Origin of the sequence: Mycobacterium sp. 1465703.0 (assembly GCF_001672975.1) — a bacterium.
Lineage (GTDB): Bacteria > Actinomycetota > Actinomycetes > Mycobacteriales > Mycobacteriaceae > Mycobacterium.
Map to the genome: position 1 here is coordinate 1 of NZ_LZKU01000012.1, position 23,767 is coordinate 23,767.

General features: G+C 64.0%; 21 protein-coding genes and 4 pseudogenes. 15 read left to right on the forward strand and 10 right to left on the reverse strand.

Annotation, left to right across the window (positions count from 1 at the left end; translation table 11 throughout):
- Window positions 1–269: pseudogene (locus A5625_RS29790) on the forward strand (hydrolase); the annotation flags it as partial.
- A 264-nt stretch (window positions 270–533) separates the two neighbouring features.
- Here the strand turns inward: A5625_RS29790 and A5625_RS29795 are convergent.
- A pseudogene (locus A5625_RS29795) lies at window positions 534–1,274 on the reverse strand (alpha/beta fold hydrolase); the annotation flags it as partial.
- 128 nt (window positions 1,275–1,402) lie between these two features.
- Here A5625_RS29795 and A5625_RS00925 point away from each other — a divergent pair.
- From A5625_RS00925 to murQ, 3 genes and pseudogenes are all read left to right on the forward strand, one after another.
- A complete protein-coding gene (locus A5625_RS00925) occupies window positions 1,403–1,771 on the forward strand; it encodes a VOC family protein (protein WP_066988510.1) in 369 nt (122 codons plus the stop codon).
- A gap of 62 nt (window positions 1,772–1,833) precedes the next feature.
- Window positions 1,834–2,580 (forward strand): annotated as a pseudogene (locus A5625_RS30585) (BadF/BadG/BcrA/BcrD ATPase family protein); the annotation flags it as partial.
- Between the two features lie 81 nt (window positions 2,581–2,661).
- Window positions 2,662–3,564: an N-acetylmuramic acid 6-phosphate etherase gene (gene murQ / locus A5625_RS30590; RefSeq protein WP_066988536.1), complete on the forward strand. Its 903-nt coding sequence runs from the start codon at window positions 2,662–2,664 to the stop codon at window positions 3,562–3,564.
- Window positions 3,565–3,654: 90 nt separating this feature from the next.
- Here murQ and A5625_RS29805 read toward each other — a convergent pair whose 3' ends face one another.
- Window positions 3,655–3,894 (reverse strand): hypothetical protein, encoded by a 240-nt coding sequence (locus A5625_RS29805; protein WP_066988511.1) that lies wholly within the window; start codon window positions 3,892–3,894, stop codon window positions 3,655–3,657.
- Between the two features lie 4 nt (window positions 3,895–3,898).
- Here A5625_RS29805 and A5625_RS00940 point away from each other — a divergent pair, with 4 nt between their 5' ends.
- The 11 genes and pseudogenes from A5625_RS00940 (at window position 3,899) to A5625_RS28840 (ending at window position 13,648) form a co-directional block, all read left to right on the forward strand.
- A complete protein-coding gene (locus A5625_RS00940; protein WP_232003311.1) occupies window positions 3,899–4,405 on the forward strand; it encodes a peptidoglycan recognition family protein in 507 nt (168 codons plus the stop codon).
- A 126-nt stretch (window positions 4,406–4,531) separates the two neighbouring features.
- Window positions 4,532–4,762 (forward strand): hypothetical protein, encoded by a 231-nt coding sequence (locus A5625_RS00945; protein WP_066988512.1) that lies wholly within the window; start codon window positions 4,532–4,534, stop codon window positions 4,760–4,762.
- 369 nt (window positions 4,763–5,131) lie between these two features.
- Entirely contained in the window at window positions 5,132–6,319 is a 1,188-nt protein-coding gene (locus A5625_RS00950; protein ID WP_066988513.1) for an NAD(P)/FAD-dependent oxidoreductase, read from the forward strand.
- A gap of 45 nt (window positions 6,320–6,364) precedes the next feature.
- Complete coding sequence (locus A5625_RS00955; RefSeq protein WP_066988514.1) at window positions 6,365–7,054, forward strand: class I SAM-dependent methyltransferase; 690 nt, start codon at window positions 6,365–6,367, stop codon at window positions 7,052–7,054.
- A 226-nt stretch (window positions 7,055–7,280) separates the two neighbouring features.
- Window positions 7,281–7,958, forward strand: a complete 678-nt coding sequence (locus tag A5625_RS00960) for a helix-turn-helix domain-containing protein (protein ID WP_197515903.1) — start codon at window positions 7,281–7,283, stop codon at window positions 7,956–7,958.
- Window positions 7,959–8,323: 365 nt separating this feature from the next.
- On the forward strand, window positions 8,324–9,001 hold the full coding sequence (locus A5625_RS00965) for a helix-turn-helix domain-containing protein (protein WP_197515904.1): 678 nt from the start codon (window positions 8,324–8,326) through the stop codon (window positions 8,999–9,001).
- A 78-nt stretch (window positions 9,002–9,079) separates the two neighbouring features.
- Window positions 9,080–10,780 (forward strand): thiamine pyrophosphate-dependent enzyme, encoded by a 1,701-nt coding sequence (locus A5625_RS00970; RefSeq protein WP_082984183.1) that lies wholly within the window; start codon window positions 9,080–9,082, stop codon window positions 10,778–10,780.
- 8 nt (window positions 10,781–10,788) lie between these two features.
- Complete coding sequence (locus A5625_RS00975) at window positions 10,789–12,189, forward strand: FAD-binding oxidoreductase (protein ID WP_082984184.1); 1,401 nt, start codon at window positions 10,789–10,791, stop codon at window positions 12,187–12,189.
- Complete coding sequence (locus A5625_RS00980; RefSeq protein WP_066988538.1) at window positions 12,147–13,097, forward strand: VOC family protein; 951 nt, start codon at window positions 12,147–12,149, stop codon at window positions 13,095–13,097. The genes A5625_RS00975 and A5625_RS00980 overlap by 43 nt, the downstream gene beginning before the upstream one ends.
- 99 nt (window positions 13,098–13,196) lie before the next feature.
- A pseudogene (locus tag A5625_RS29810) lies at window positions 13,197–13,415 on the forward strand (cytochrome P450); the annotation flags it as partial.
- Window positions 13,416–13,435: 20 nt separating this feature from the next.
- Entirely contained in the window at window positions 13,436–13,648 is a 213-nt protein-coding gene (locus tag A5625_RS28840) for an alpha/beta fold hydrolase (RefSeq protein WP_066988519.1), read from the forward strand.
- 60 nt (window positions 13,649–13,708) lie between these two features.
- Here the strand turns inward: A5625_RS28840 and A5625_RS00990 are convergent, their stop codons facing one another.
- The 8 genes from A5625_RS00990 to A5625_RS01030 form a co-directional block, all read right to left on the reverse strand.
- Window positions 13,709–14,449, reverse strand: a complete 741-nt coding sequence (locus tag A5625_RS00990) for a 3-oxoacyl-ACP reductase family protein (protein WP_066988520.1) — start codon at window positions 14,447–14,449, stop codon at window positions 13,709–13,711.
- 41 nt (window positions 14,450–14,490) lie between these two features.
- Complete coding sequence (locus A5625_RS00995; RefSeq protein WP_066988521.1) at window positions 14,491–15,354, reverse strand: NmrA/HSCARG family protein; 864 nt, start codon at window positions 15,352–15,354, stop codon at window positions 14,491–14,493.
- 123 nt (window positions 15,355–15,477) lie between these two features.
- Window positions 15,478–15,918, reverse strand: coding sequence for a nitroreductase family deazaflavin-dependent oxidoreductase (locus A5625_RS01000; protein ID WP_066988522.1), 441 nt, complete (start codon window positions 15,916–15,918; stop codon window positions 15,478–15,480).
- 6 nt (window positions 15,919–15,924) lie between these two features.
- Window positions 15,925–16,215: a hypothetical protein gene (locus A5625_RS01005; protein WP_066988523.1), complete on the reverse strand. Its 291-nt coding sequence runs from the start codon at window positions 16,213–16,215 to the stop codon at window positions 15,925–15,927.
- A gap of 632 nt (window positions 16,216–16,847) precedes the next feature.
- The gene (locus tag A5625_RS01015) at window positions 16,848–18,602 is read right to left on the reverse strand and encodes a phospholipase D-like domain-containing protein (protein WP_066988525.1); all 1,755 of its coding nucleotides are present in this window, start codon (window positions 18,600–18,602) and stop codon (window positions 16,848–16,850) included.
- Between the two features lie 547 nt (window positions 18,603–19,149).
- Entirely contained in the window at window positions 19,150–19,383 is a 234-nt protein-coding gene (locus A5625_RS01020) for a hypothetical protein (protein ID WP_066988526.1), read from the reverse strand.
- Between the two features lie 122 nt (window positions 19,384–19,505).
- Window positions 19,506–22,598, reverse strand: a complete 3,093-nt coding sequence (locus A5625_RS01025; RefSeq protein ID WP_156747802.1) for a hypothetical protein — start codon at window positions 22,596–22,598, stop codon at window positions 19,506–19,508.
- A gap of 317 nt (window positions 22,599–22,915) precedes the next feature.
- Entirely contained in the window at window positions 22,916–23,752 is an 837-nt protein-coding gene (locus A5625_RS01030) for a DUF5995 family protein (RefSeq protein WP_066988528.1), read from the reverse strand.
- Between the last annotated feature and the right edge of the window lie 15 nt (window positions 23,753–23,767).

Consider the following 23,767-nt stretch of genomic DNA (forward strand, 5'->3'; position numbering starts at 1 on the left):
ACGCCCAGGTACGGCACCAGCTGGAACGCTTCCGGGGCCGTGAGGTCAACACGACAGGCGACGGCTTCCTCGCCCGGTTCGACGGACCCGCCCGCGCGATCCGGTGTGCCATGGCGATCCGCGACGTGCTGCGCAGCCTTGGCCTCGAGGTAAGGGCGGGCGTACACACCGGCGAGGTCGAGCTGCGCGACGACGACATCAGCGGCATCGCCGTCCATATCGCCGCGCGGGTGGCAGCAGCGGCCGAGCCGGGCGAGGAAGCCGTCGCCTGTCGTGTTGACCTCACGGCCCCGGAAGCGTTCCAGCTGGTGCCGTACCTGGGCGTCGTGCCGGCCGAGCAACTCCTTCCACCGCTGGTCGCCAAGCTCGACCGCGCGCTTCGTCGAGTCGACGATGTCGGTGAACAGCACCGTCGCCAGGACGCGGTCGGCCGCGGGCAGCGGCCGGACGCCGGTGAGGAACTCCTCGATCTCATCGAGCACGGCATCGGCGTCGCCGGTGAAGAACAAGTGGTCGACGCCGTCGACCTCGACGAACTTGGCCCCGGGGATGCACTCGGCGAGGTAGCGGCCCATCTCGAGCTTCACCATCCGATCATCGCGGCGGTGGAGCACCAGCGTCGGCACCTGGATCGCGGGCAGCACGTCGCGGATGTCCAGCTGCGGATAGAGCGCAAAGATATTGCGCACCATGCCCGGGCTGGCGGCCACCCGCTGCAGCCGCGCCCACCACCGCCGGAAATCGACATCGTCGCGCCGGCTCGGAGCCCATGCACCCAGTCCGACGCCCTCACCCCAGCCGCTGGTGCTCACCCCGACCAATGCTGAGAGCTGCTCCTCGGTGACCCCGAGCGGGTAGTCAGTTGCTCGAAGCAGGCGGGAGAACGTGCCGTAGAGGACGAGCGCATTCACGCGGCCGGGATGGCCGGCCGCCGTCAGCATCGCCATCGTGCCACCCTCCGAAACGCCCACCAGGTCGGCTCGATGGCATCCGGCCGCGTCCATGACGGCGCGCAGGTCATCGACGGACTCTTCCAGCGTCGGCGCGTGCATCACCGGATCCGAGAGGCCGGTGCCCCGCTTGTCAAAGGTGACGACGCGACGAAACGACGCGAGCCGCGAGTAGAAGTGAACGACCGACGGCTCCTGCCACATGATGTCGAGGTGCGAGATGAAGCCGGGCGCGACAACGAGGTCGGGCCCCTCTCCAGTCACCGAGAACGCGATGTTGAGGCCACCGCTCTTGGCGTAGTGAATGTCCGGCGGGACGTTCATGGTCGAACCATACGCCCGGGTCCGCCATATTAAGGCGCGCTTGACGATCGGCAACCGGCGGTGGCTATCGCTCGAAGCAGGCTGCAGATAAACCGGGAAGCACCCCCGAAAACCGTTACGGTTCCTTCATGCGTCGTGTGGACTACGTCATTCAATATGTCGAGTCGCTCAGCCGAGCGGTGGCGTTTTACCGCGACGTGATCGGGCTCCGAGTGCGAATCGAGGGCGACGGCTATGTCGAGTTCGAAATGGAGAACACCAAGTTCTCGCTTTTCGAACGCTCGAAACTGCCGGAGCTCATCGGTCGCGAAGGCGGCAACCCGCCCTGCGGTGAGATCGGCTTCCTGATCGATGACGTAGATGCGGAAGCGGAACGGTTACGCGGGCTCGGTGTTCAGATCCTCAGCGGACCGGTGGATCGACCATGGCGGGAAAGGACGCTGCATATCGCCGACCCGGACGGCAACATCATCGAGTTCGCGCAGAAGCTGCGATGATTCCGCCGTGTTGAGCTCGAAACCCGTTGCAATTGAAGCGAATTCCGGACTCTCGTGAAAGGGTGGGCGCGTTGATCCTCGCCGTCGACCTCGGCAAGACGTCCTGCCGCGCTGCGGCAGGAAGCCGCAGGGCCGAGGGTGCGGGCGCGCCAGGGCTCGCGACGCCTGGCGGCGCGCGGGCCGCGGAGGCGGCGATCCTGGCCGTGTCCAACGATTTAACGCGAGATCTCGGCCCGGTCGACGAGGTGATCGTGGGTGCCGCCGGGGCGCTGGCGGCGCCGGACGCGGCGCGCGCGCTGGCCCAGGCGCTGCTGGCATCGCTGCGGACGGAGCGAGCGGCGGTGACCAGCGACGCCGTAACCGCGCAGGCTGGCGCACTGGGCGGACATCCGGGCGTCGTGCTGATCGTGGGCACCGGCGTCGCCGCGCTCGGCATCGACGCGAACGGTGCACTTCGCACCGCCGACGGCTGGGGTCCCTGGCTGGGTGACGAGGGCGGCGGCGCGTGGATCGGCGCCGCAGGGTTGCGCGCGGCGCTGCGCGCCCACGACGGCCGCGGGCCGTCCACCGCGCTGCTCGACGCCGCCCGCACCCGCTTCGGCACGCCGCAGACCTGGCCCGCGCAACTCACCGGCGCCGCCGCGCTCGCGTCCTTCGCACCCGACGTCCTCGCCGCGCAGGGTGACGCCGCGGCGCGGGTGATCATCAGCGCCGCCGCCGAAGCGCTCGCCGCGACCGCCCGCGCGGCCGGGGATGGCCCGGTGGCGATGGTCGGCGGACTGGCGGGAGTCCAGGCGCTGCGCGCGCAGCTCGACCTCATCCCCGCCGCCGGCGACGCGCTGGACGGCGCGCTGCGGCTACAAGCGATCCACGAGCCCTATGTGATTCGCGTGCAGGCGGACCCGAAAGCTGTTGTCCCGCATGGGCTCGACGCGCTCGCCACCGAGGCCGCCCGGCCAGACCTTTACGACCTTGACGCCCGTCCCATCGCCGAGGTCGTCGCGCTGCTCGTTGCCGCCGAGGCCGAAGCACACGGCGCGGTGGCCGCGGCGATCCCGCGGATTGCGGAAGCCGCCGAGGCGATCGCTGCGCGGCTCGACCGCGGCGGTCGCCTGATCTACGCCGGTGCCGGTACACCCGGTCGGCTCGGGGTGCTCGACGCGGCCGAGTGCGGACCGACTTTCGGCACCGACCTGGTGCGCGGCGTAATCGCCGGCGGACCGGGGGCGTTGACCGAGGCCATCGAGGGCGCCGAAGACGCCTTTGTCCCAACCGATCTCGCCGACCTGACCGCCGCCGACGCGCTCGTCGGGATCACCGCATCGGGCCGCACGCCATACGCGCTCGGCGCGCTCGAGTACGCGCGCCGGGCGGGTGCCCTGACCGTTGCAGTCGTCAACAACCCGGGCAGCGAGGCGTCAGCCGACGTGGTGATCGAGCTGCTGACCGGGCCCGAGGTGCTGGCCGGCTCCACCCGGCTGACCGCGGGTACGGCGCAAAAAGTGGTGCTCAACGCGGTATCGACGAGCGTGATGATCGCCCTCGGTAAGGCATATGGACCGCGGATGGTCGACGTGCGCGCCACCAACGCGAAGGTGCGCCGCCGGGTGGTGCGGATCGTCCGCGACGCGGCCGGCGTCGACGAGGAGACCGCGACCGCCGCGCTCGCCGCCGCGGGCGGTCACGCCAAGACCGCGATCGTGGCGCTGCTCGCGGGCGTCGATGCGACAGAGGCCGCGGCCCGGCTCGACCGGGCCCGCGGACACGTGCGGCACGCCCTGGGCGGAACCTGAATGAAGACGTCCTGCGGGCCGGTGCCACGCCCGTATCGTGAGGACCGTGTGTGAACCAGCGTGCGGCCCGCCAGCTGCGGTCAGCCGCCGTCAGCTGCTGGTGCTGGGCAGCGCCGGTGTGGCGTCCCTGGTCGGCGGCTGCTCCAGCGCGACGCGAATGGACTCTGCCTCGGCATCTGAGACCCGCCCGAAGCCACCCACGGTTGCGGCCCCTCCCGCGACGACGACAATCAGCGCAAGCCTGACCGCTGCGACTTCGGCACCGTTGCTATGCCGCGACGCCTGGGGTGCTCGACCGGCCCGCTCCGGAGGGAAGCGGCACACCATCACGCGGATGACTCTGCACCACGAGGCCGTGGTCCTCGGCGAAAACCGTAATGCGCCAAGCCATCTCCGACAGGACCAGCGATACCACCAGGACCAGCACGGATGGATCGACATCGCCTATCACGTCGGCGTCGACCGCAATGGCAATATCTACGAACTGCGCAGCACTGAGATCGCGGGCGACACCGCGACGGACTACGACACGACGGGCCATTTCCTGGTGCTTTGCGAAGGAGACTTCGATCAAGAGGCTGTGCCAGAGGCCCAGCTTCAGGCAGCAGCTCGCGCGTTCGCCTGGGCGGCTCAGACTTTTCACGTTTCGACCGACACCCTGGCGGGCCATCGGGACCTGGCCCAAACCTCTTGCCCGGGTGGAAACCTGTACGCCCACCTCTCCTCGGGTGACCTCAAGCGCCGCATTGACGACCTTCTCGTCGCGGGCGGAGTGGACCTCCAGCGATTCTGCGGTCCCGACGCGGCGGCAAGAGTCGCGTCAATCGAAGCCGGCAACTGACCGGCGAATGTTTGTAGTCGTGTAACAGCGGGCATCTCGTGAGCAGGCGTACACAGGGCTCGATCAGATCGCGTGACCGCACCGCTGTCTACGGCCGGTATCTGTATCTACTTGTAAGGGGTCAGCATGTCGGTCACAGATCTCAGCGGTTTCGCCAGTGCCTGTCAGGAGGCCGTGAGGGCGGTCCTTCATGCCATCACCACTCACGGCGAGGAACGCCGTGGACATCTCTCGGACGCCAAGTCGGCAGTAGACATCGCATTGCGCGATGCCCATAGCGGTGAGGAATGGTACTTAGCCGAGCACCTGCGCCAGGGAATCAAGGACGTGGAGACCCGCCTGCGCGACGTTTCCTAATCGCTGGCCCTTCCGGTAGCGGATCGGCCGTCACCCCGCAGCCATAGGTCGCGGCCGTCCCGCTGAGCGTTCAAATCCCTTGAGCTGCTTGATTATACGGCGTGCGGATGCCGGTCCGTCTGGGCCCCCAGCGCGACGAGCGCCCTGACCTTTCGTCCAGCGACACCGACGCCGACTACCGGTTCACCGTGAATCAGTGATCAGCGGGAAAACCCACTCAGTGGGCACAGGTTTCGCCGCGTGTCCCGTGGCTTCCTAACGTCATAGGCGTGTACAGGCACCACGCGCCGCTTATCAGGATCGCCAAATCCGATCACTTCGGCATCCACCGTCATCGAAGCCGTGCCAATCAAGCGGGAGTGACTACGGATGCCTGACCGGAAAGTGGTGATTATCGGTGCCGGCCCAGCGGGTATTTCTGCCGCGGTGAGCTTGAAAGACAAGGGAATTCGGCCATTGCTCGTCGATCGAGCCGATGCGGTGGCGGCGTCGTGGCGCGGTCGGTATGACCGACTCAGACTCAACACCGGTCGCCAATTTTCCCACCTGCCCGGGCGGCCGTACCCGAAAGGCACTCCGGTCTATCCGACTCGTGATCAAGTCGTCGCCCACCTGGACCGGCATGCGCACGAGGATGGCATCGAACTACACCTCAACACCACGGTGGAGCGCATTGACCGAGATTCCCCGGGATGGCGGCTGACAACGTCCACCGGCGACATCGACGCCCGATACGTCGTGGTCGCAACGGGTTACGAGCACACACCCTTCATCCCAAACTGGCCCGGCGTCTTCAGCGGTGAGCTCCTACATTCACACCGTTATCGAGACGCGGCGCCTTACGCTCACAAGCGCGTGCTCGTTGTCGGCTCGGGATCGTCGGGCATGGAAATCGCACACGACCTGACCACAGGCGCAGCGGCCAAAGTGTGGCTTTCGCTGCGAACTCCACCAAACATCATGCCGCGCAAAGGACCCGCAGGACTGCCCAACGACGTGGTATCCATTCCCTTGTTCCACCTGCCCTCGCGGATAGCCGACCGGATCTCTGTCGCCGCCCGCCACCGCGCGTTCGGCGATCTCGAAGAATTCGGTCTGCCCGTTCCTGATGAGGGCCCCTTCGCGAAGGCCCACCGGCTGCATGCCGCACCAACAATCGTTGACCCCGAGGTTGTCGAGGCAGTGCGCGACGGATCTGTCGAGGTGGTCGCAGCGGTAAGCGAGCTCGAGGGCGCCAAGGTGACGCTGGCGGACGGTGTACGGATCCAGCCCGACGTGATGATCTGTGCGACTGGGTATCGGCCGGGCCTGCATCCGTTAGTCGGACACTTGGAGGTGCTCACACCTGATGGCGTACCGGTCATGCTGGCGCCGTCACCTGCCGCCGATGGCCTCTACTTCCACGGTCTGCTGAGCCGCCCCGCGCTTATTGGCTACCTAGCTAAACAATCACGAAAGCTGGCCAAGCGCATCTCGCAAGACTGCCCGCGGGCTGAGATGCCCTGTCGCGACTGCGAAAACACGGACACCAGCGAAACGGCATACACCCGGGACTAGATAACTGCATAACGGCACCTAATCGATGCACATAGGAGAAGAAACGTGTCATCCGAAATCATGGACTGGGACAGTGCTTACCGCGAGCAGGGGGAATTCGAGGGTCCGCCCCCGTGGAACATCGGTGAGCCGCAACCGGAGTTGGCGGCCCTGATCGCGGCCGGCAAGTTTCGCGGCGACGTGCTCGACGCCGGATGCGGGTTCGCCGAATTGCCGCTGGCCCTGGCGGCGCAGGGCTTCACTGTGGTCGGCATCGACCTCACGCCCACCGCCGTCGCGGCGGCGACCAAGGCGGCCGCCGAACGCGGCCTGACCACCGCCACCTTCGCGCGGGCCGACATCACCGACTTCTCCAGTTACCCACCCGGTTCAGAACAGCGCTTCGCCACAGTGGTCGACAGCGCGCTGTTCCATTCGCTGCCTGTCGAGGGGCGCGACGACTACCTCAGCTCGATCCACCGCGCGGCGGCTCCTGGGGCCGGTTATTTCGTGTTGGTGTTCGCCAAGGGCGCCTTTCCCGCCGAGTGGGAAACCACACCGAACGAGGTCGACGAGGACGAGTTGCGCGCCGCGGTGAGCAAGTACTGGGAGATCGACGAGATCCGGCCCGCCTACATCCACGGGAACTTTCCCCCGGCCGCGGACGGGACGTCCGAATTTCCGTCGCACGACCGCGACGACAAGGGCCGGGTGAAGTTGCCGGCCTACTTGCTGACGGCGCACAAGGCCGGCTGACACTCTCGACCCTCGCGCTCGGTGTCGGGCGACGGATTAGGCGATGCCGATCGACCCCATCTGCGTCCGGGATAGCTTCGCTGGCATCATCGGTGAACAGAGTTGTCTGTTCTCGATATTCGGCATAGTTTGCAGTGTTCGCGCGTTGAACTGCACGACGTCGTGCTGTGGTGTCAACAGCAGCGAGCATAAAGGGACGATGGTGGGCCAGTCTGAGTTGGATCGCATGACCGATCGCATGGCCAGCGGTAGGAGTGCGGGCCAGACGGGTGGCTCGCTTAACAACGACGGTCGCGGGGTCATCGAGAGCGCATTTGAGCTGCTAGATCTCCTGGCTGCGTTGGAACCGGTGCGGCTGCTGGATTTGGCGAACGCGAGCGGGATACCGCGGGAGACGGTGCGTCGGCTGCTCATGCAACTGATCGCAGTCGGGGCGGTCAGTCGCGAAGGTACCCGGTATCGGCTCGGCGCGAGCCTGCTGGGGCTGGGTTCACGGGTGAGCCCGGAGCGTCGATTGCGGGTGGCCGCCCGGCGGCCGATCGCCGAACTCGCTACCGCCACCGGTGCCGCGGTTCAGTTGTCTGCAGTGATCGGTGGTAATGCGGTTTACCTGGATGCGGTGGAGGGTCGGAGTCCGGTGCAATTTTTGGTTGAACCGGGAGCTCAAGTGCCGCCCCAATGTGTGTCCTGGGGGGCCTATAAGGCATTGGGCGGCGGGGCACCGATAGTGGACGCCGGTGGGGTGGTGGAGGGCGTGAGCTGTGTCGCGGTAGCGATTCCGCTGGGTGGCAATGCAGCGGCAGCGGTGTCAGTGCTTGTCGCGAGGCCGCACCCTCCGTTTGGGCTGCTGGCTGCCACCAGGGCCACCGGCGCCCGCATCGCCAGCCTGCTTCGTGCACCGTGAATTGGTGATCAGCGAGTAAAGCCCGCTCAGTGGGCGCAGGTTCGCCCTCTGTCCCGTGGCTTCCTAACGTCATGCGCGTGGGGGCGCCAATTCGGCGAAGAAGGGCGCGGAAGTACTGCTGGAAGATCATGATGTGACGGCTTACGTCGTCGTAGGCACTGGATCGGCCGACGATACTCATGCATCGGGCCTCATCGCCGGCAGAGTCGAGCTGCGGCGGCTCAACCCACTCACAGATAGGAGTGCACCGTGACTGTCGTGGCATAGTTTGCAGTGTTCGCGCGTTGAACTGCACGACGTCGTGCTGTGGTGTCAACAGCAGCGAGCATAAAGGGACGATGGTGGGCCAGTCTGAGTTGGATCGCATGAGCGATCGCATGGCCAGCGGTAGGAGTGCGGGCCAGACGGGTGGCTCGCTTAACAACGACGGTCGCGGGGTCATCGAGAGCGCATTTGAGCTGCTAGATCTCCTGGCTGCGTTGGATCCGGTGCGGCTGCTGGATTTGGCGAACGCGAGCGGGATACCGCGGGAGACGGTGCGTCGGCTGCTCATGCAACTGATCGCAGTCGGGGCGGTCAGTCGCGAAGGTACCCGGTATCGGCTCGGCGCGAGCCTGCTGGGGCTGGGCGCCCGGGTGAGCCCGGAGCGTCGATTGCGGGTGGCCGTCCGGCGGCCGATCGCCGAACTTGCAACCGCCACCGGTGCCGCAGTGCAGTTGTCCGCAATGATCGGCGGCGAGGCGGTGTACCTCGACGCAGTGGACGCTCGGGTGCCACTGGGAGTGGTCGCCCAGCCTGGCGCCCGGGTACCGCCGAGAACCGCGGCCGCGCGAGCCCACACCGAATTGGGCAGCTCCGCACCGATAGTGGACGCCGGCGAGGTGATTGTGGATCTGAGTTGTGTCGCGGTAGCGATTCCGCTGGGCAACGGCGCGGTGGCGGCCGTGTCGGCGCTTATCGCCGGGCCGAGACCGCCGCTCGGATTGCTGGCTGCCACCAGAGCAACCAGCGCCCGCATCGCCGGCCTGCTTCGTGCACCGTGAATTGGTGATCAGCGAGAAAAGCTCACTGAGTGGGCGCAGGCTCGCAGTCGGTCCTGTCACTTCTTAACGTCACCAAGTGTGACGGGTACAAGTACCGCCAAGAACGGCGCAGAAGTATTGCTGGCGCAGTTGGAATCTCAGGGTGTGGACTGCATTTTCGCGTCTCCCATCGCCGTGATGGCGCCGCTATGGGAGGCCATTGTCCGGCGCGGCATTGGAATGACGCTGCGGTACTTCCGTTGCCGTCATGAGCTGTTGGCGGTGGGTTTGGCATCGGGGTACTACAAGGCCACCGGCCGTGCCCAGATTGTCTTCTTGCCGACCTCGCTGGGAGTTCAAAACGCATCGATGGCCCTGAGCACCGCGCTGCAGGAGCGCACACCGATGACGGTGCTGTCGCCCGACACGCTCAGTTATGGTGATGACCCGAACGGCGACCCGGGCGCTGAATGGCCCTCGCTGCTGACCGACCATGCCGGCCCGGCGCGCAATGCCGAGGTCGTCGTGAAGTGGACGAAGCGAGCGCGCACGCCCTCCGATCTGGTGCATGAACTCCGGCGCGCCCGCTTCATCGCCGAGTCCGTTCCGCTGGGCCCAACATTGCTGGAAATACCGTTTCAGTTGTTGATGGACGAGGGTCACCCTGAAATCCCCGCGTGGGCTTCCCCGGAACCCATTGTCGCGGCGCCTAAACAGATTGACCAGGTGGCCCGGATTTTGGCCAGCGCCGCCAATCCGATCATCGTCACCGAGCACGGCGGGCGAACCGGCAACGAACGCGACGCCCTGGTAAGCATTGCCGAGGCTTTGTCGGCGCCGGTCTTCGAATTCTGGAATCCCGCCTATCACAACTTCCCGCGGTCGCATCCGCTGTACGGGGCGGGGCCGGTGGAAGCGGTGCTGGGCGAAGCCGACGCCGTTCTCTTGGCCGGCTGCAATGGACCGTGGCACCCGCCAAATGCGGCGTTACGCCCGGGATGCGCCGTCATTCACCTCGAGCAAGACCCGCTGCGTCCGCGGGCCGCCTACTGGGGCTACCCCACTACCGAGGCGGTCGCGGGAGATCTCTCGCTCAATCTGGTTGCGCTCGCTGCCAATCTTCGAACGCGGTCGACTGCACGGCCTGAAGATGACGAGCGGTGGACGCGTTATACGCACGGCGTTCGCGCCAAGGGAATCGAAGAGGCTCGTCAGTTGTCATCGCAGGCAACTGATTTCGTATCGGCAGCCGACTTGTTTGACGCGTTGCACGACGCACTGCCCGAGGATGCGATCTGTGTCGATGAGATCACCTCCCAAGTGCCCCAGATGATTCAATTTCTCTACGCCCGCAAGCCTTTCGAGCAGTATCGCGGTTGGGCGGGGGCACTGGGCACCGGCCTGGGCACCGCGCTCGGCGTCAAACTCGCGTGCCCGGATCAGCCAGTCGTGTGCATCCTCGGTGACGGGGCGTGGCACTACAATCCCGTTCCGGCCGCCCTGGGATTCGCACAGGAATACGGCGCCTCGCTGCTCATCGTGCTGTGCAACAACCGGCAGTACGCATCCCAGACCAGAAATATTCTCAAGTACTACCCCGATAGCGCCGCCGTCCACGAACAAGACTTTGTCGGCAACGTTATTCAACCCACGCCCGACTATGTGAAACAGGCCGAAGCCTACGGCGGCACAGGTGAACGCGTGCAGAAATCCGACGAGCTGAGCGCGGCACTGCAGCGCGCGCTCGAAGCCGTCGCGTCAGGGCGGACGTTCTTGTTGGACGTCGTCGTCAACCCATAGGAGACAAATTGACTGCAACCGATGTGATAGCCGCGGCAGCCAACGACCTGGCGTGCCGGATCAACGCGACCCAGGTGCGTGTACCCGACGGTGCGCCGTTGATCTGGAATTCGGCGGTGCAACATCGTCCGTCATTGATCGTGCGGGCTGAGTCACCGCGTGACGTACAGGAAGCCATCCGGGTGGCGCGTGACCGCGGGATGCGGCTCTCGGTGCTCGGCGGCGGCAACGACTGGACTGGTCGCGCTGTGTGCGACGGCGGTCTGGTGATCGACATGTCCGGAATGCGAAGTGTCACAGTCGACTCCAGGGAGCGGGCCGCCACGGTGGGTGGGGGCGTCTTAGCGGCTGAATTGGTCGACGCTGCCGCGCCGTACGGGCTGGTCGCCGCCACCGGCAATGTCGGTTGCGTTGGAATGACCGGCCTGACGCTGGGCGGGGGCTACGGACCGCTCAACGGACGGTTCGGCCTTGCCTTGGACAATCTGCTCGGCGCCGAGGTCGTGCTCGCGGATGGACGAATCGTCACCGCCGACGCGACTCATGAGCCCGAGCTGTTCTGGGCGCTGCGCGGTGGTGGTGGCAACTTCGGCGTGGTCACCTCGATGCGGGTGCGGTTGCATCCTCTCGACCGGTTGATCGGCGGGATGATCGTGTTTCCGTGGTCGCAGGCCGCGACGGTGTGGCGCGGGCTTGATGAGGTGTTGTCGACAGCACCGGACGAGCTGACCGTGCAAAGCGGAGTCATGTCCGGCCCGGACGGCAATCCGGCGGTTTATCTTGCGCCGGCCTTCAGTGGCGATCTTCGTTGCGGCCAAGCCGCCGTCGATGAGCTCGCAACGCTCGGAACACCGCTCACCACACAAGTCGCGCCCATGACCTACGGCGAGGTGCTGGGCCTGTTCGACGCGTGGGGGGTCCGTGGACCGTCCTGGGCAATTCGCACGCGCACGGTCGCGAGGTACGCGCCTGGGGTCATCGAGGCGCTCGTCGAAGCCGGGCGGACGCTGACCTCGCCGCGCAGCGGCATCCCCATCCACAACTTTCACGGCGCATCGACGCGCGTCGCGCCAGGCGAGACCGCGTTCGCGAATCGCGACCCACACTTCGTCGTCGAGATCGTCGCCGGGTGGGAAGGCGGGGACAGCGCCCGTCATCGCGCCTGGGCCAACGCGGTCTCGGCCGCCCTGGCGCCGCACGCACTTCCCGGCGGCTACCAAAATCTCCTCGGGCCCGACGACCACGCCCAGATCGCAAATGCCTACGGCGAGAACGATATCCGACTCGACGCCGCCAAAAACCACTACGACCCGGATGGTGTTTTCAACGCCATTCCGCTTCCCAGCGTCAGTCAGGAGAGATCGAAATGTCGTACATCATCGATAGTCACCACATCACCATGTCGGTGAACGGAGCCCAGGAGGACGTTGACTTCCACGTCAAGGTGCTCGGGCTGCGGCTGATCAAACGGACGGTGCTGTTCGACGGGACGATCCCGATCTACCACCTGTACTACAGCAACGCTGACGGCGACCCGAGCGCGGTGCTCACCACGTTCCCGTTTGCCCAGGCCGGGATCTACGGCCGACGTGGCACCAACCAGGCACGTGAGGTATTGCTCGCCGTTCCTGCGGGTTCACTGAACTACTGGTCCTACCGGTTGCACGAACGGGCCACGGATGTCCGGGACGCGACCGTGTTCGCTCGACGCCGCGTGCTGTTCCGGCATCCGTGCGGCATCGAGTACCAGCTGGTCGAGGTCAACGATGACCCTCGTCGTGGTTACGGCGGCAGCGGCGTGCCCGAGGATTACGCCATCCACGGCATTTATGGCGTCGGCGTACACCTGACGGGGCCGGACACCGCCGTCGAGTTCGCCGCCAATCACCTCGGTGCTCGCGAAGGCTTGACCGAAGGTGACCGGTTTGCGTTGGAAGCCGGCAAGGCCGGCCTCGGCGGCGCGGTCGAGCTGGTTGTCAATCGCACAGATGAGCCGGGAACGTGGACGTACGGCGCCGGAACGATCCACCACTTCGCCTGGAACGCAGACACTCTCGAGAACCAGAACAACCTGAAATTCGAGATAGAGGGTGCGGGCTATACAGATATGTCCGAAGTCCGAGACCGCAAGTACTTCAAGTCGGTCTACGTCAGGTCGCCCGGCGGTGCCCTCTTCGAACTGGCTGTGACACACAACGAGGGCGGCTGGGACTGCGACGAGTCGCCGCATGAGCTGGGCAAGCGATTCCAGCTGCCGGAGCAGTTCGAGGCACGGCGCGAGGAGATCCTCGGCCGCCTCGAGCCGATCGGACTCTGAGGTACGGCGCCGGGGTGAGTCCACTTATCTTGTCGCAAAGTCAATTTCGCATCGCCAATCGCCACCGTTCCCCATTGCACTAATCCGAGGAGTCGCGATATGAACACAGCCGCAGTGGATGATGCCGCCAGAGTACTGGCTGACCCGTCGGCGTACGCCGACGACGAGCGGCTGCATACCGCGCTACGGCAGCTGCTGGCAGTCGATCCCGTTGCGTGGGTGGACTATCCACCGTATCGGCCGTTCTGGCCGATCACCAAGCACACGGACATCTTGGCGATCGAGCGTGACAACGACCTATTCATCAGCGCGCCCCGGCTGACGAGCACGTCGCCCAGATGGACCCGCTGCCGTGCCCGATCACCATCGCCTGGGCCGGAAAGGACAGGATTCTCCCAGTCGAGCTCTGCCGGGCCATCGCCCGCGACCGGCTACCCGGCGCGACCTTCACCGTGCTGCCACGCCTTCCGCACAATCCGACGATTGACGATCCCGAGCTGGTTGCACACACCATCCTGGCCGTTACGGATGCCGGAACGCAGCAGCATTAGCCGCAGAACCGCCGCCTCGGTTGGCGTAACAACATGCGCCGCAAGCCGATACAGCGCCCGTCACGCGGCAAAGCCGCCGTCGACATTCCAACTGATTCCGGTGATGAAACCGGCTTCCGGACCTGCCAAGTAAGCCACGGCGCTAGCGATGTCCTCCGGGCGCCCGTAGTGACCCACCGCAGTGCGTTCCCGCATGGCATCGGCGAATTCACCACTGTCCGGATTCGCATCCGTTGTTGTCGGCCCTGGCTGGATGACATTGACAGTTATCCCCCGCGGCCCGAGTTCGCGGGCCAGCCCACGGGTCAATCCGGCGACGGCGGCCTTGGTCATCGCGTACACGGCGCTGCCGGGCCGCGGTGTGTGGTCGGCAAAAATGCTGCCCGTGGTGATAATTCGGCCGCCGGTTCCGAGATGGGGTATCGCATGCCGGGTCGCGACAAACACGGCCCGAACATTGACCGCCAGCATCCGATCGAACTCCTCCAGCGGAAAGGACTCGACGTTGCCTGAGTGGGTCAGTCCGGCGTTGTTCACCAGGATGTCCAGGCCGCCGAGCTGCGACACCGTTTCATCGACCGCTGCCGAGACCTGCTGTGCGTCAGCGCTATCGGCATGGATCGGCACCGCCGTGCCGCCCTGTCCAGATATTTCCGACTGCAGCTCCTCGGCGGGGACCCGCGAAGCAGCATAGGTAAACGCCACGTGGGCCCCGTCGGCGGCCAGCCGCCGCACGATTGCTGCACCGATCCCCCGCGAACCGCCCGTTACCAAGGCACGTCGTTCAGACAGGACGTTCATATCGCCGCTCCCTTAATGCACCCGCTCACGCCGATAACCGCTCATCGCCCGGCCGGTCCGCCGGGCTGGAAGGTGTGTTGTGCCCAGTCGGCGAACGATGTCCACGCGATGTCGGGGTTCGCTCGATGCAGTGCTTGGATGTCGACGCGGTAGCCAGGGCCGTTGAGGAATTGCCACATCGCGTACATGTCCGGACTGCGAATCGACTCGAGTGGGGTTTGTTCAAGCCGCACCCGCCGGCCCACCGCCGAACTGAGTGCCGCGGCCATTTGCTCTGGCGTGACGGCGTCGCTGGCCAACTCGACCCGTTGCCCGATGTAAGGCGCAGGCGAGCACAGCACCTTCGCGACGAATGCACCGAGGTCGGGTCGCGCCAGCTGCTGCAGCGGCCGGTCCGGCGGTAGTGGCAGATCAAGGATTCCGGCGTGAATACGGTCGCTGCCGCCGAGCGCGTTGTCGAAGAAATAAGTGGGAGCGACGATGGTGTAGGGCAAACCGCTCGCCGCCAGCTCGTCTTCGATGATGGCCTTGCTGTCGAAATGCGGTACACCGCTGTGCTGATTGGCCCCTGCGACCGAGCTGAACACCAGGTGCGGAAGTTGCGCGTCGGCGGCGGCTGCCAAAATGGCGCGCCCCTGGGCGATCTCGGCGTCCACTCCGGTCTCGAATGGAGTTGTCAGCGCAAAGGCTGCGTCGACACCGCGCATGGCCGTGCTCAGTGCGGTGCGGTCGTCTAGCGAGCCGGTAAGAACCTCGACGCCGCGCTCAGCGAGGCGCGAAGCCTTCGGGTCGCCGGGGCGGCGCACCAGCACCCGCACGCGCGCTTCCCGCGCGAGCAGAGCGTCCGCAACCGCGCCGCCCTGTCCACCGGTGGCGCCCAACACCAAAATCGGTAATCCGGCCATGTCTCATTTCGATTGCGCCGCGCTAGTCGCGGCCGCAACCGCGTACGTAGTGTATTCGCTCTTATGGTCGGGCGATCCGCTTGTCGAGACTCCGCAGCTTGTCGACGTCGGGCCGTTGGTCGTTCATCCCTGGTGCCGCTGCAACTCGAACAATGGGATGACGCGATCGGTCCTGGATTGGTACTCGCCGAAGACCGGCGCCGTGGCGACGACCTGAGCCCACACAGGTTCGCGCTCGGCGTCGGGCAACTCGCGCGCGGTCGCGTCGAAAGACTCCGTGCCGACCTCGACATGCACCGAAGGATTTGCCCTTAGATTCCGCACCCATGACGGGTGCGATAGGGCGCCCCAAGACGATCCGATGATGATCAGCTTGCCGTCGAACCGGAAGTATGCCAGCGGGGTAACGCGAGGCTGTCCGGTCTTTGCCCCGGTCGTCGTCAACAGTAAAAGGTTCGCCCCTTTGTACTTGCCGCCGACCTTGCCGCCGTTGGTGCGAAAGTCCTCGATGAGCCCGCTGTTGAAGGATTTGATGTTTTCTACGTCGGGCATTTGTTCGGCCATGCCTCGTCAACCTTTTCTCGCTCCAAAATCAGGCGCGTTGCAACCCGTCAGTGTGCATTGCCCGGAGCCGCCGGGCTGGTGGGACTCGTCGGGGTCGCGGGACTCGTTGAGGTCGCAGGAGCCGCCGGGCTGGTGGGACTCGTCGGGGTCGCAGGACTCGTCGGGGTCGCAGGACTCGTTGAGGTCGCGGGACTCGTGGGCCGCACGGGGCTCGTAGGACTTGTCGGGCTCGTGGGGCTTGTCGGAGTTGGCGGAGTCGTCGGCGTAGCACTCGCAAGGCCTGGGCCTTCGCCACACCAGTCCGCTACATCTTTCGGGTACTGCTCAAGCGGTGGAGGACAACGCTGCCCCGGCGGGAAATTGGCGCCGGCGTTGAGCAGATCGCAGGGCACGTAGACCTGCTTGCCCGTTTGAGTGTTGGTCAGGCACTTCGTCGGCGGCGCGCCCTGGGCCTGGACGGGAATGATGGCAGCCACCACCACCGCGCCTAGCACCCAAGCAAGACGGCGATAGGTCATGACAGCTCCTCGTGATGCTTCGTCGGGCGTGCACAACGTGACATACCCGTCGTATGACGATTAAAGCCGCTTACCCCAGGCGCGATGCAACCCACAGGTCGCTTGACGTAGTTGCGTCGCTACCAAATTTCTCGCCTGACCAGCACGTTCTCAGTGGAGTTGCCGGGAATCGAACCCATCGCAGAAAACGGCATGAGCTGGGCAAACGCTGAATTTGACGACGCGGCCGAGTTCGACCTGCCGGTGGAGGGCAAGCTCGTCGGGTACCGGAGCGTAGTTGCCGGTGCGGAAAAACGGAAGACGCTCTCTGCGGTTCCGACGGACCCGAGACACCGCGCCGGTGCGGGCCGGCCTGCCGGCACGGCGTACAGCCGCCGGTGTCTGCCTCAACGCGTCACGGCTGGCATCGACTCAGCGTCGTGAGAACGTGATGCGGTCTAGTTCGCGCTGGCTGCCTTGCACATAGAACTTGGCAAACCACGGCTCCTCCGCGCCTGAGATTGCGGTCGGTTTCTGTAGTTGCAGTGTCTGCCTTTTCGCCGCGGCCACTCCCGATTTCTGCTGTTCTGCCTCCTTCATCCGGTCTCGGAAGTTGAGGTGGTCAAACAGGGTCAGCGCGTCGATCGCATACGCGGTGGCCACCCGCTGATCCTCAATGGACAACAGGTGATCGCCGTTCTTTTCCTCGCCCGACGGCGCGAAATTGCTGGAACCGGTGTAGACCTTGGCCCCAGGCTGATCGAAGTCGACCACCACAAACTTGTTGTGGATGTTGATGCCTGCCCCACCGGACCACTCCGATTTGAACGGCTCGGGAGCGTGTTTGGAGAGGTAAGCGAAGTCGACCAGGCCAATGTCGCCATCGGGCTTATGGATTTCCATGCCCTTGTCTTTGTTGACGATGCCGTAGCTGAACACGGGGCGTTTCATCAGGTTGTCCAATGCTTCTCGCACCGGGCCCGAGGTGATCTGGTTCATGAACGCGAACGAGTAGAACACGCTCGACGTGGCTTGCTCGATCGCGGCGCCAACCGGCGCCAGGGACAGGTTCGACGACTGGTGCGGGGACACACACAACTTGACGGTCGGCTGCCCTGGTTTCTTGACGGTCTGCCACACAGCGGCCAAGCGCTGCTCGGAGAAGCCATCCATATCGTTGAATGCTTCGTCGAAAAAGTCAGCGAAAAATGCCGCCACATCAGGGTCGGTGAACACATACATGTTGTTGGCCTGGATATAGAGACCGCGGAAGGAAAAATTCGTCGACCCGCCCAGCACCCGCAGCGGTGTTCCGTCGCTCTTGCGTCGCGCGATGAGGACCTTGTTGTGTTGCAGATTCGAGAAGTGGCCGCGGTGCATGTTGTCGTGGCCGGCAGTGGCTTGCAGCCGGGCCGCCGCCGTGCTTTCATCGCTGTGCGCATCGCCGTGGTCTGCTGAGTCGTCGATAATGATGCGCAACCGGTCGCCCAGCGCCTCGAGCTTGGTGAGGATATCCGGCTCGTCGAAGTCGTAGGCCATCGCGTCGACGCGGACCGTCTGATCGTTAATTGCCCAGTCGAGGAAGTCGAACAATAGGCGATACCCCTCGAACCCCAACCACGCGTAAATATCGAATTTCTTGGTGATCTCCGCCTTCTGGCCGGCGAAGCCCAGACCCTGGTCAGGCGCAGTTGGAATGATGTCGTTGCCGAAGCCATAACGCGCCTTCTTGTCCTCAAATGCCTGCGAGGATGCGAAGTTTCGGGTGAAACCCACATCTAGGAATCCCGGAATCGTCACGGGGCCAAGCTCGATGGGCAATTCGATCGACAGCCCTTTCGTCAACGTGCCGTCGGAGGGCATATGCATTTTGGTGACCCGGTAGGTATAGATGTCCGTGCTACCTGCCTCGGCTTCCCACGGGAAGTGCACCCAGCGAAACGTCTGCAGCGGGGCCTCCAAGGTAGAAAAATTGCGGAAGCCGTCGACGGCCTCGGGCGCGCCGAACGAGAGTCGGTTGCGCAGGGCTTGGAAGTCGGTGCCGCCCGGTTCCCGGAACTCGACAGCGAATCCCGCGAAGTCGTCTTCAGGCTCATCGACATCGAAACCAATCAGGCACGCAGACTCGCCGCGCCACAGTTTGACCCGAAATCCGCCGACTTCATTGAACACCGAGCACTCGCTCATCGTTGTTACCTTCCCTTCAAAGATTTGGTGGATACTTCGGAAGTGCCGGATATTCACCAATTGGCCTGCGGCGGACTATGTTTCACTCAACCTGCATTTCAGGTGATGACAATATTGACCGTCTGCAGGGAGGTTCGATTCTGAAACCCTTGACCCAGTGATCAGCGCGTCCATGCCATCTCCTTTAGTGGTGTTGACTTGAACCGCGGCGCGCCGCGGTGCGCCGCCGCCCGAGGTGAACACCAGGCGGATTAGCTGCGTCTCGTCACAGTAAGCGCAACGGTGGCATTCCGCACGAGTAGTTGGCTACGCGCTTTGCGGATCGGTTAAGCAGTGGCACAACATCTTTCATGATGAACAAGAACCGAGGAAGCGTTCGCTTCAGCCCGGCCAGCACTCTTGGGCGGTCACGTTTGCGAGCCGCAAGGCTATTGCTAATTATCTGGTCTCGACAGCATCAGCTGGTCTCGAGAGCGCCAGAATGGTCCCATCCGGGGCACCTAGACAACCCGAGCGGCCATCCACGGCACTTTCATCCTTGCCACGATCAACTTAGCTTGACCACGGCCGCGGCCGGTACGACGTTTCCCGTAGCTGGATCCACACAGCCCGCGCCCTTTACGGTGCCGCCGGCGTGCGCGCAGCAGTAGTCATTACCCTGACCAAGGTTTTTGATGCAGAAGGTGTAGAACTCATGGTTGAAGTCGGCGCGCGCAACGGCAGGTTGCAGAAACGGGCCGGCCACCAGCGTCAGTGCTGCACTGAAAATGGCGGCACACACGAGCCGACCCAGACCTCCGTGACAGGGAGGGCGCTTCCTCGGGCGAGTAATCATGAGGCGATTCCTTCCGGCTAGTCGTGCATTTCACTGGGTGGGCGATGTCGTTATCAGCGTCTTGCCCGTTATGACGAGGCCCCGGTCGGCACAGGGACCGCGATATGGGTCGTGTCTGGCCCCTGTTCTGGCGCGGTCGCGGGTACGTCGCCGTTTGCCCCCTGCGCTGACCCATTGGGCGTGGCGACCGGGTCACCGAAAGGGACCTTCATGGCACTCGCCGCAATACTGCGACCAACCTCCGTGTAGGCGGCGAACTGCCCTTCGGAAAACCATTGGTCAGATGTGTTGTCGTGAGGGAACTCTGCGCCGGCCCTCTCTGCGGCGTAGGTCAAAACCCAATCGGGCAACTCCTGCCACAACACGGCTTTGGCGATGATCAGCCATCCGGTCCTGGCTTCTCCTATCTTGATCCCAGCTGCATCGGGATACTTGATTCTTCCTCGGGCCACAGCGCATTTGGTGATGCGGCCGTTGAGGCTGCAGAACGCATGACTATCGCCGAAGTGCTCGCCCGATCCCGGTGCAAGATTCTCGACACCGAAAGGTCCTCCGTTCTCCATGGTGATCTCGACGCCGAGTTCAAATCTGGCGAGCCTGATTGCGTCGGCGAGACCGGACAGCAGCGGAGGAGCGTCGCCGCTGCTGTCGACGCAGTAGATCAGTCGACACCGCCGACGCAGGGCTTCGACGAGACCAAGGTTTTCGTAGTGCCCACCGTCGGTGACTTGAACGAGCCGGGCGTCGAACTTGTTGATACCCAATAGTTCGCGGTAGAAGTACCCAGCCCCCCGCATCGAAGGCAGCGCCTTGGGGAAGGAAGGATCGGCAGCTTTGCGCTGGGCATTCCTCACAAACAGGGGGTTGGGAAGCCACGTTCCAAGGCGCGCACCCGACAGCGCTAGCAGCGATTGAACACCTTTGCTCTGTCTACCCATCGCCGAGGCGAACGCCACCCCGCTCACCGCCATCGCCGCTTCCACGGTCAGGTCGCGTTCGATGCGCGGAGGCGACGCTTTTCGCAGTTCCGCAGTCTTGAGCCAGCCAAGTGCCGGTCCCCCAACGTAATCGGCGGTCATGACGAACGACACTGCATTGAGCCCAGGCGCTGGACGGATGTCGCCATCGGAGATCGCGGCGGCCGCAGCGAAGACGAATTTCGGTCCGCTGGTTTGTGCCTTGCCATACTCGTCAAGCCAAGTCGGCTCTCCGCGTTTGTATTCCACGGCCTTCCCACCGAGGCGGCGGACAGCGAACGTGTGTGCCAGTCGTTGCCGATAGAACGGATGCAGGCTTAGCGAGGTCACGTCGAAGCTGCTCAGCAGCAGCACTAGCAGCCCAATCCCGCCCAGGTATAGCCACTGAACGTCAGAAGTCAATGGCTGGCGGCTGCGCTCCGGATGAACGATCTCTTGATCGATCTCCATGTTGAAAACATAGCCCGCGACGATCCCGAGCAGCAGCAGCCATGCGACCAGCAACACGCTCAGGGTGAATACTACTAACGCAATGCGTACCACTCCCGACGGCACGAACCTGAGCCACTTAGAGGGATTTAGCAGACTGTCCTTCTTCGAGGTCATCGAAACCAGCGTCGTCCAGTACTGCAGGATCACCACCGCCGCGAGACCGCCAATTGCTCCCAAAGGCCCCTTCTCCGGCCGTTGCAGACAGAGCCACATCAGTGCGGGACCGGCAACGCTAAGGCCGAAAACCAGCAAAGCCAACAACGCGGCCCTTCGACCCAGCCAGCCGAAAGCGGCTTGTCCCGCAGTACTCCACTTTGATGCGGAGGCCCATTCGCAGACCAGATCACCAATGACGCAGATAACCACTGCCGCAACGGGAATGGCGATGGCCGCAAAAGCCGCTGCCGGTCGAGCCTGAAGCGAATCAAGATCGAGTTGCTGGTGCATATCGGCGTTATGCGGCGGCACCCCACCTCTAAGGGGTACCACGGCTTTGAATGGAAAATATTTGACGAAGATGCCCAGCAGCCATCCGAGCACGATCGCCGACGAAGCCACGATGAGCAGCGACGCCAACAGGTTTTTGAGGACCTCGGCGAGTGCCCGTAGGAACGCGAGCGGTGAATCAGCGATGTAATCGCAGCGGCGGCGCAGAGAGTCGAATTCGACTGAGCCCGGGCTGAAGCGCTCGGCCAGTGGCGCGATCGCACCCTCCACCCTGCCGTCGACTGCGTCGCTTTGAACACTGAGCACTCGCGCGCCAGCGCTGAACCCGCCACCGGACACCGAGATTACATAGTCGAAATCGTCCAACGCCGGCGCAGACGGCCACGCGTCTGCGATGTCATCTCGCGGACCAGCGAGCGTCTGCATTGCGCCCATCGCCACACACGCAGAGCGGATTCCGCCGCCTGATAGGCACAAAGCCGTCGGCGTTGGCACCGGACTGCCATCGCGTCTGAGGGCCAGGTTTTCCGCATCGGGTACGTAATAGGCCTGACGCCAGGCCGCCTCGGTGTCGCCCGGCTCCGGCTCCATCGCCGGCGGCGACAACGTGTCGTCCCACCAGTTTCTGCCGTGGTGCCGTCGCCGGTACCTTCGCATGCGCAAATGCGACAGGATCACCCGGATTATTGAAAAAACAGCGGCCGGTATCGCTGTCACCGCCAAGACGAGTGCGCACCATTTGACGGTTGCCATGGCAGCGGGCGCGTAAATCCAGAACGCGTCCGGCACCCGGCTGAGCAACCCGTCGGGAGGCTTGTGCAGGATGCAGAAAATCAATGTGTCCTCGAGCAAGTGTGCGAACGCGGCGACCAGCACTGCGGCGAGGATGTAGTGGCTTAGCTTCTTGCCGGACTTGGAGAACGCCAGGGCCGTGAAGACCAAGGCACAGGTAATCAGCATCAAGAAGTACCCCAGGATCACCCATTGGTCGAAGCTCAGCGCCTCGCTCAACGCCTTCGTCAGAAATGAAGGTATCCCCTCCCGCAGGAATTGAGGATTCTTGCTGAAGCTCGTCGTGAAGAGGTATTCCGGATCGGCCCTTCCCCAATGCTCGGTGAACAGGTATGCGCCCGCGCCGATCGGGATGCCGATGGATGCCACCTTGCCGCAGTTACTTGCAATGGCGGACCACCAACGAAATCGGGTCGGCACGACGCTGCCTGAAGCCTGGATTGCGGTCATCATGACCTCACATGACTGTTAGGGATCCGCGGGGCCTTTTGCTTTCGGGCATCCATGGCCAACCCCTTCGCATTGCGAATGACTTTGTTATACCGTGCTGCTAAGCTTTCACCGCAGACAAAGAGGCAAGTAGCGTAGTGGGCTACTCGAATTTTTCTGGTCGCGCACAGCCCCCGTTGAAGCCACTGCTCGTGATTTGGCGCCGAGTTGCGACCTCAGTACGTCCGCGGACCGTTGTTAACTTCACCGGCATTACGCACGTGGAGCTCCGATCCAAGACGACCGGCTTACCGATCTTGATCAAGGGTCAGTCAGGGCACTCACAACGTCGTCTTGATCGGCGCGGGCGTGGAAGCGATCTCGGCGAGCACCCTGATGTTGCGGACAACGTCGCGGCTCTCCGTTTTGACGATCTCGCGAATCGTTGCGTCGATCAAACCGATAATGCCGGGCGGACGGTAGATCAGATCGGCCTGGGCTGCCACTTGCCGATCGCGCGCCAAGATAGTGAAAGGCCGAATGACTCCAGGCACCACTGCAAGAAGGACCGCGAACCGCCACGCGCTGTCACGCATCGCAGCGACGGCTTGGTCGATCAGGAAGATCTCGTTTTCGGCAAGGACCTGGTAGAGCTCGGCCAGTTCTGGCGACAGTTGATTGATGTCGTCGACCAGACCGTTCACCTGGCTTGCCAAGACGGCGTTGATGGTGTTGAAGTCGTGGTGCAACGCCGGCAATTTCGTTGCGGGAGCAATGTTCTGGGCCGTGATCCCAAGGTCCAGAGCGATATGCGCGTTCATTCCGGCCAGCATGTGCTGCAAGATGATCAGGTCAGCACGGTCGACGGCATCGAAAGTCTTTTGCCATGACCGAGTCGGGCGCGGGAACTGGCTCGGGTGGAAGAACCCGTTCAGGGCATCGAGGTAACGGGACGCAAATGCGGCGTCGAACCGCTCCATCCGCGGCCCGTCATCAAACGCTCCTTGCTTTATTGCGGTGTCGACGGCGACCGTGATCCGTTTGTACAGCGCCGCAAAGTAACCCAACCGACTTGGCACCTTGATGGACCAGTCAATTACCGATTCCAGTGCATCCACGACCTCCTTGAGGCTTGCGCAAGTCGGTATCGGGGGCGGTGGTGGCGGCTTGGTCGACATGCTTGAAGTATGGCG